Genomic DNA, 8,162 nt, shown 5'->3' with positions numbered 1-8,162 from the left:
GGTATGAGATTTGAATATTTTGAAAAATCACCCTGATATTTTCTGGAGTTTAATACTGCATTGAGGTAAAATCCTCCCTTTTCATAAATGTTGCTCATAAGGTATTCTTTGAAAATCTTGTCTTTCTCAGCAAAGTCCAGATTCTCAAACTCTATCTTCAGTATCTCGCCGTCTCCCAGTTCAGCCAGAGATTCAAGCCTTTTTACATTATCTCTGTAGATACTGGATTTGTAATTGAGAGGATACTCCTGGAGATCCCTCATACTTTCCATGATGGAGTAGGCTATTTCATAGTAGTAAGTATTTATGTTGTACTTCATTATCCAGTTGAGATAATTTGGATTTTTACTTTCTTTATAGAGAAGAAATCTGTAATACGCCGCCTGGTCACTGTATGGATATTTTTTTATATAGTCTACAGAGGCTTTTTTAAACTCCTCAGGCATATCTGCTTTTATATACGTCTCCATGAGAAGGTCGTGGGCAGATGGGTCTTTGCTGTTTTTCAGTATTGAAACAGCACTGTCATACTCCCCTTTTGAAGACCGGAGACGGGCTATGCTTACAGAGGCGGCCTCCTTGTATTTTCCGGTTTTTATCTTTGAAAATGATTCCTCTGCCTCTGCTCTTTTTCCCGTCTGGAGCTGGGCAGTGGCCAGATAGTGGTAGAAGTCACTGTTTTCAGAGGAGGAAGAACCAATGAACTCCGAAGCTTTGCTCAAGAGTACCTCATATTTTTTTGCTCTTTTGAGGGTTTCCAGCAGTGATAATTTTGCCTGCTGAACATCCTTTTTTTCAAGAGAGAGGTATTCTGAGTATGCTTTTTCAGCAGATTCGTAGGATCCTTTTGATAGGAAAAAATCCCCTACATCGAGGATATCCTCATTTTTCAGTGATAAAAGAATCGAAAGAGCATTTTCATATTTTATCATATAGAGTATTTCGTAATAGGCTTCGTGTTTTCCGAGCTCCTTCAGAGCCAGTTTTTCATAGGTCTCCAGTTCATTTGAATAGTAGTTTTTTATGAGGAATCTGAAGTGTTTCAGGGCTTCCTCTGTAAGTCCCTGCTCCAAGTATATTTTCCCTAGATAATAGTTTCTTTCATATTCAAAGAGATGTTTCTTTTGTTTTCTGAAATAGGGGTCCCCTGTCTTGAAGTCCTTTGGTGTATATATGGCTCTTTCCAGGAAGTTTCTGGCATTATTATAATCTTTTAGATTATAATAGGTCATTCCTATATAATAATTGGCATAGTTGCTTTTGAAGAGAAGGGATTCGGGGTACTTTTCTGACAGAAGCTCAAAGTCGGTGATGGCGTCTTTGTAATTTTTTTGGGAAAGAAATGCTTTTCCCGAGGCAAAGAGCTTGTAGTCGGTTATGCCGGTCTGATCAGTCCCAAAAATTATGAGAGAATGTATAGCTAAAAATAGTAAAAAAATTATTCTTTTCAAATGTTTCACCCCTCGGCAGTTTGATTTTCTAATGCTATTATTACAAAAATTGAAAAAAAGAGCAACTTGATTTAGGGGATTAATGAAGTATAATAGAAGAAAAAGGTGAGAGTGTTAATTTTTCAGAGGGTTATTTATAAAATTTTACAGAATTAAAATCTTATTCCCGGGGCGTAAAACACCTGTAGAGGTCAATAATTATAATGCCGGGCAGGTAAGAAATTTAATCAAAAATTTATAGAAAATTATTTTTAAATCTGCTATAATCAGTTTTGGAAAAAAATAGACTGGTGTCTGCAGGCAACAGAGAAGTTGCCTTTTTAATTTAACTGTTTTTTCAAAGGGAGGGAATCCATGGGAGTTATCAAAATTTTGGACGAATCCGTCTCCAATATAATAGCTGCCGGTGAAGTAGTGGAAAATCCAGCCAGTATGATAAAAGAGATTCTGGAAAATTCTCTGGATGCAGGGAGTACAAATATAAGAGTCCAGGTGAAAAACAGCGGACGTGATGTGACAGTATCTGATAACGGTACGGGAATGTCAAAAGAGGATCTGCTGCTCTGTATAGAGAGGCATGCCACCAGTAAAATTTTTAATAAAGAGGATATTTTCAACCTCTATACCTACGGGTTTAGAGGCGAGGCACTGGCCTCGATAGCCTCAGTATCAAAGATAAGAATAAGCTCTAAAAAAGAGTCAGACGATCTGGGGAGTGAGATAAAAGCACTGGCAGGGAAGGTCACCAAGTTTTCTCCGGTATCTGTCAATCATGGGACAGAGATAGAGATAAAAGACCTTTTTTACAACACCCCTGCAAGGCTGAAATTCCTGCGGAAAAAAAGTACAGAATACTCCAAAATAAAGGAAACTGTGCTGAAGGAATCCCTTGCAAATCCAAATGTGGGCTTATCACTGGAGATAGAGGGAAGAGAGCTTTTGAAGACCAGCGGCAAGGGTATACAAAATACTATCTTAGAGCTCTTCGGAAGAAACGTCCTGAAAAATCTGAAAGAGTTTCCCATGGGATTTTTGGGAAACATGGAGATAAGCAGATCATCTAAAGATCATATACATACCTATGTGAACGGACGATATGTAAAGTCTCAGATACTGGAAAAAGCCATCATGGACGGCTATTATACCAAGCTTACAAAGGGAAAATATCCCTTTGCTATAATATTTCTGGAAATAGACCCTAAAGAGATAGATGTGAATGTCCATCCCTCTAAAAAAATCGTCAAATTTTCAGAAGGCTCTCTTGTGTATAACCGGGTATTTTCTGAGATAGAAAAAGCCATAGGAAAAGACGAAGATATAGTTTCTCCAGAGATGACTTTTCACGAGAGAAAAAAAGATGTGGAAAACCTTTTGGATTTAGATGATTTTAAGGGGATAATAGATAAAAGAGTTTCCACTCCTGAAAAAGCAGAAGAGAAAGATCATCCGAAAAAGGAAAATTACCAAAAGGACTCTTTAAATTTCAGAGAAGAGGTAATAAAAACTGAGGAGATGAGACTCCCGGGGGAGAGGAATATTCCTCCTCAAAAAGAATCAGTCTCTATGGAAGAAAAAAAAACAGTTCATAACCTTGTTAAAGAAGAGGAAATGGTCTATCATAAAAGTAATATTCCAGAGGGGAAATCTGAAGCTTTGGATAAATCTCCTGAAACAAAGGAGATGTTCAGAGTAATAGGGCAGTTTATGAACTCTTATATTCTGGTAGAAAGAAACGAGACCTTAGAGATTTATGATCAGCATATAGTGCAGGAAAGGGTACTGTACGAAACCTTGAAGAAAAAGCACTTTTCAAGAGAGGTGGCCATGCAGAATCTCTTGGTTCCTCTCAAGCTGCAGCTGAGTTATGAGGAGAAAAATATAGTTTTTGATAATCTTGAAATTTTCGGTGAATTCGGATTTGAGATAGAGGATTTCGGAGATGACGAGGTTCTTGTGAGGGGAGTTCCTGTATTTGATTTTCGGACGAGTATAGAGAATACTTTTAGATTTATGCTGGAAGAACTGAAAAACGAGACAGGGGTAAAGGATTTCAGAGAGAGAATAATAGTATCCATGTCCTGCAGAAACTCAATAAAGGCAGGAGAAAAACTCTCTTATGATGAGATGGAGCTGCTAATAGAAAGACTCCATGAAGTAGGAAAGTATACGTGTCCTCACGGAAGACCCATCATACTGAAAATAACTTTGGAAGAACTTGAAAAAAACTTTAAAAGAAGGTAGACAAAAGATATAAAATTTTATTAAGATAATAAGTGTATCGAGGAGATAAGGGTGATAAGTGTAAACCTGATCTGTGTAGGTAAAATAAAAGAAAAATATATAAAAAACGGGATAGATGAGTTTCTCAAAAGAATGAATCTCTATGCAAAAATAAAAATAATAGAGCTGAAGGAAGACGGAAATGACAGCAACAGAAATCAGTCGCTGGAAAAAGAGTCTATGGAAATAATAAAAACAGCAGAAAAAAACAAGGGGTACAACATTCTTTTGGATATAGACGGGAAGAATATTTCTTCTGAAGATATGTCCCAGGAGATAGAACGTCTTACAGTAACCGGAGTGAGCACCATAAATTTTATAATCGGTGGTTCTTACGGTGTTTCTGAAGATGTGAGAAAGATATCCCATATGAGGCTGAGTTTTTCCAAAATGACTTTTCCGCATCAGCTTATGAGGCTTATTCTGATGGAACAGATCTATAGGTGGTTTAGTATTTTTAATAACAGTAAATATCATAAATAAATGAGAGAGGTGTCTTAAAATGTATGCTGTAGGCGAGACTTTTTATTATGAAATCTTTGATGAAGAGTATGAGCTCCATGTTATTGGAGATATAATTCTTGGTGGAAAAGAGTACATAATAGCCGAAGATTTTGAAGGAGAAAAAAGAGCTTTTTTATTTGATGAAAATGAAGAGGACGTAGTTCTTATAGAGGATGATGATGCTCTTGAGATAATAGGACACTGGGAAGAGGAATATTTCGGTACCGGGGCAGATATAGGTGACTGGGACGAGGACGGATACTACGACAGAGAGGACAGCTTTGCTGTCAGTAGCGGAGATGAAGAGGAAAGCTATATAGAGGACAACTATATAGAGGAAGAGGACAGCTTTGATGAGTTCGAAGAGGATGTAGACTCTTTTATCACAGGGCTAATGGAGAAATAGGAGGGGATATGTACCTTATCATAGAAAGCAGAGACAGCTACGGTGAAAAGAATAAAGAAAAAGTGAACTGCCAGAAGGAAGTGTCACCTAAAGGTGTGAAATATTCTTATGAAAACGAGCACGGAGACTGCAAGATTATTATTCTTAAAGATATGGTGCAGATCACAAGAAAAGGGACCATAAACAGCGTCCAGGTATTTAAGGACGGCAAGATTACCCCTTTTCATTATAAGACTCCCTATACTTCAAGTGAATTTACATTGAAAACCACAGATATGAAGCAGAAAAGAGAAGGACTTTCTCTCAGTTATGAAATCTATGACGGGGAAGAAAAGATTAATGATATTGTGGTAACCATAAAAGAAGTTTGGAATTAACGCTATTTAGATTTTTAAATGAGATAAAATCTGTTATAATAGAGCATGTATGTGCTCTATTTTTTTTATTTGAGGTGGTATGATGAAAAAGTATATGATATCGGCATTTATTTTAGCTGTTTTCTGTCTTGGAGGAGAGCCGTCTAATAAACTGTATGCCATGGGAAGCAAGAAAGAAAAAGTAGAAAAAGAGAACCTGTCAAATCTGAATCCCAGTATTGGGGTCTCTAAAAAGGTAGATTTTAAAGTTATTTCAAAAGAAATAGAACTGAATGAAAGTAATGTTTCAGAAATTTATAAAAAGATTGTAGAATCTATAAATACTGCAGGACTCAGAAGGTATCCAGATGGGTATAGAGGCGAGAATTACGAGATTTTTGCAGGAGAAACTCTCAATGTGAAACTTCCTGAACCAGGTAAGTATATGGCAGAGATTATCAAAAGTCCCTACCTCTCAAAATCCTATGTTGTTGCCAAAGAGGGGAATCTGTTTTTTGAAACAGGGTACCAGGGGGAATACATACTGGATATTATTAAAGACGGCAGTTTTTATAAGCGATTCAGAGTGACCTCTAAGGTCAAATATAGTTTTACTCAGGAAAAAAATTATGATATAATATTGAACAGTTATGAAAATGGAAAATTAGACATTTTAATAACCTCTGTGAAACTATCAAGACTGGCCTTTCCAGACGCACTTTATCATAAAGAAACTGCATTTATGATACTGGAAAAAGCTCTTGCTGAGGGAAGGTTATCCCAAGCAAAAGAAGCGGCGGATTTTATAAGGGGTAATTTTCAGATAGACAACATGGAGAGAGAAAGGCTCTTTTCTTTTGACAAGGAGATAGCAAAGGGAGATTCTGCCAGATACAGGACTTTCCTTGAAAAAAATATCACTAAACCTGGGATTGAAGAGGAACTGACGGACATAATTCTAGGAAGCGGTATTCTAAATGATGAGGATGAACTTTTTCTCATAAGAAAATACAGTGAGGACCAGGATGCAAGGATAGCATTATATCTGGGAAAATGGTATATGGGAAAGGGAGATGTCATAAATGCCGAGAGATATCTTCTCTATGGAAAAGACTACTACAACCTCTGTATGCTTTATCTGAACGAAGGAGATTTAGAGAAGTTTGAATCTGCCCTTTCAAAAGTTTCTGAAGATAAGATACCTGAACTGGAAAAAGAGAGAGAGATGTATCGCAGAGGGGAGCTCATAAAAAAAGAGCTAAATCTGGGAGACGAAAAGTATCAAAGGGAAAACTATGAGGAAGCTGTACTTTTCTACAAGAGAGCTGAGGAAAAGGATATAGAGGCATCTAGGAGACTAGGGACCGATATGAAGATAGGAATGAGCTATTATTATATTACCCGGTACAAGGATGCGGCTTATTATTTTGAAAAAGCTCTGGAATCAGAGAAAACTCCAATAAAAAAAGCTGAAATAGAATATCTCGCAGGGGTATGCTACTACAGAATGCAGGATAAAGAAAAAAGTATGAAAAGCTTTGAAAAACTGGTGAGGGATTATCCCGGTACTACCTGGTCTAAAAAAGCTATGATATATATAGTCAGATTAAGATAAAAAAAATTATAAATATAAAGGAGATGTGGAATGGAAAGATACTTTGACAGAGTAGCAGATGACCACGTTATTATGGATAAGTGGGAAAAAGTTAAAGAAATTAAAGAGGCGGGATTAGAGCCTTTTGGAAGAAAATATGATAAAAAACATATGGTGGGAGAGCTGCTGAGTCATACTCTTGTAGAGGAAGATGCTACAGTGTTTAAAACTGCAGGGAGAATAATGGCCTGCAGAGGACAGGGTAAAGCTGTATTTGCCCATCTAGAGGATGAGACAGGAAAAATACAGGTCTACCTCAGAAAAGACTCACTAGGTGATGAAGTATTTGAAATAGTAAAGAAAATGGGTACAGGAGACTTTATAGGGGTAGAAGGGACACTTTTTATCACTCAAAAAGGAGAACTCACTCTGAGAGTTTCAGGTTTTGATTTTCTTTCGAAGAATATAAGACCTCTTCCTGAGAAATACCACGGACTTACAGATGTAGAGACAAGATACAGAAAAAGATACCTTGATCTCATCATGAACAAAGAGGTCAAAGAAACTTTCGTGAAGAGAATACAGATAGTAAACTCAGTAAGAACTCTTCTGAACAGCAAGGGATTCCTGGAGGTGGAGACTCCGATGATGCACCCTATCGTAGGAGGAGCAGCAGCAAGACCTTTTGTGACTCATCACAATACCCTTGATATGACACTGTTTCTAAGAATAGCTCCAGAGCTTTATTTGAAGAGACTTATTGTAGGTGGATTTGACAAGGTATATGAGATAAACAGAAACTTTAGAAACGAAGGGATATCCACAAGACACAATCCTGAATTCACAATGATGGAACTATACCAAGCCTATGCAGACTTTAATGACATGATGGACCTTACAGAAGAGCTAATAATGAACGCTGCAAAAACAATAAACGGAACTACTACTGTAGAGTACAACGGAAAAGAGCTTGTTCTTGAGAACTTCAAAAGAGTACACATGGTGGACATGGTAAAAGAGGTAACAGGTGTGGATTTCTGGAACGAAGTTTCTGTGGAAGAAGCCAGACTTTTTGCAACACAAAACGGCGTGGCTCTTGCCCCTCATATGAACACAGTGGGACATATAATAAATGAGTTCTTTGAACAGAAATGTGAAGAGCATCTTATCCAGCCTACATTTGTTTACGGACATCCTGTGGAGATATCTCCATTAGCTAAAAGAAATGCAGATGACCACAGATTTACAGACAGATTTGAGCTGTTTATCGATGCCAGAGAGTATGCAAATGCATTCTCTGAGCTGAATGATCCTGCTGATCAGAGAGGAAGGCTCGAAGCTCAGCTAGAAGAGGCTATGCTCGGAAACGAGGAAGCCAATGCAGAGATAGATGATGATTATATAGAGGCTCTGGAATACGGAATGCCTCCAGCAGGTGGTCTAGGTGTAGGAATAGACAGACTTGTAATGCTGTTGACGGGAGCTCCGTCTATAAGAGACGTAATCTTATTCCCGCAGATGAGAAAAAAGGACTAGTTTTACAGAATTATTATAAAATTATTAGAAAAATG

The 8,162-nt window shown here is 37.5% G+C and carries 7 protein-coding genes; 6 read left to right on the top strand and 1 reads right to left on the bottom strand.

The features are described from left to right. The coding region (locus ABZA26_RS03500; RefSeq protein ID WP_372713130.1) for a tetratricopeptide repeat protein at window positions 1-1,451 on the bottom strand (1,451 nt) is incomplete at its 3' end. Window positions 1,452-1,805: 354 nt separating this feature from the next. Between ABZA26_RS03500 and mutL the strand changes: the two genes are divergently transcribed. From mutL to lysS, 6 genes are all read left to right on the top strand, one after another. Next, a complete protein-coding gene (mutL, locus tag ABZA26_RS03495) occupies window positions 1,806-3,692 on the top strand; it encodes a DNA mismatch repair endonuclease MutL (RefSeq protein ID WP_372713129.1) in 1,887 nt (628 codons plus the stop codon). A 54-nt stretch (window positions 3,693-3,746) separates the two neighbouring features. Then, window positions 3,747-4,214: a 23S rRNA (pseudouridine(1915)-N(3))-methyltransferase RlmH gene (gene rlmH, locus ABZA26_RS03490; RefSeq protein ID WP_372713131.1), complete on the top strand. Its 468-nt coding sequence runs from the start codon at window positions 3,747-3,749 to the stop codon at window positions 4,212-4,214. Between the two features lie 19 nt (window positions 4,215-4,233). Then, window positions 4,234-4,641: a hypothetical protein gene (locus tag ABZA26_RS03485; protein ID WP_372713128.1), complete on the top strand. Its 408-nt coding sequence runs from the start codon at window positions 4,234-4,236 to the stop codon at window positions 4,639-4,641. 8 nt (window positions 4,642-4,649) lie between these two features. Then, window positions 4,650-5,018: a DUF1934 domain-containing protein gene (locus ABZA26_RS03480; RefSeq protein WP_372713127.1), complete on the top strand. Its 369-nt coding sequence runs from the start codon at window positions 4,650-4,652 to the stop codon at window positions 5,016-5,018. An 82-nt stretch (window positions 5,019-5,100) separates the two neighbouring features. Beyond that, a complete protein-coding gene (locus ABZA26_RS03475) occupies window positions 5,101-6,612 on the top strand; it encodes a tol-pal system YbgF family protein (protein WP_372713126.1) in 1,512 nt (503 codons plus the stop codon). A 30-nt stretch (window positions 6,613-6,642) separates the two neighbouring features. Then, window positions 6,643-8,127: a lysine--tRNA ligase gene (gene lysS, locus ABZA26_RS03470; protein ID WP_372713125.1), complete on the top strand. Its 1,485-nt coding sequence runs from the start codon at window positions 6,643-6,645 to the stop codon at window positions 8,125-8,127. The last annotated feature ends 35 nt before the right edge of the window (window positions 8,128-8,162 follow it).

It is taken from the genome of Ilyobacter sp. (assembly GCF_041583315.1).
Classification (GTDB): domain Bacteria; phylum Fusobacteriota; class Fusobacteriia; order Fusobacteriales; family Fusobacteriaceae; genus Ilyobacter.
The sequence above is the reverse complement of the archived record's forward strand: the minus strand, read 5'-3'. Positions and strand labels throughout refer to the sequence as shown.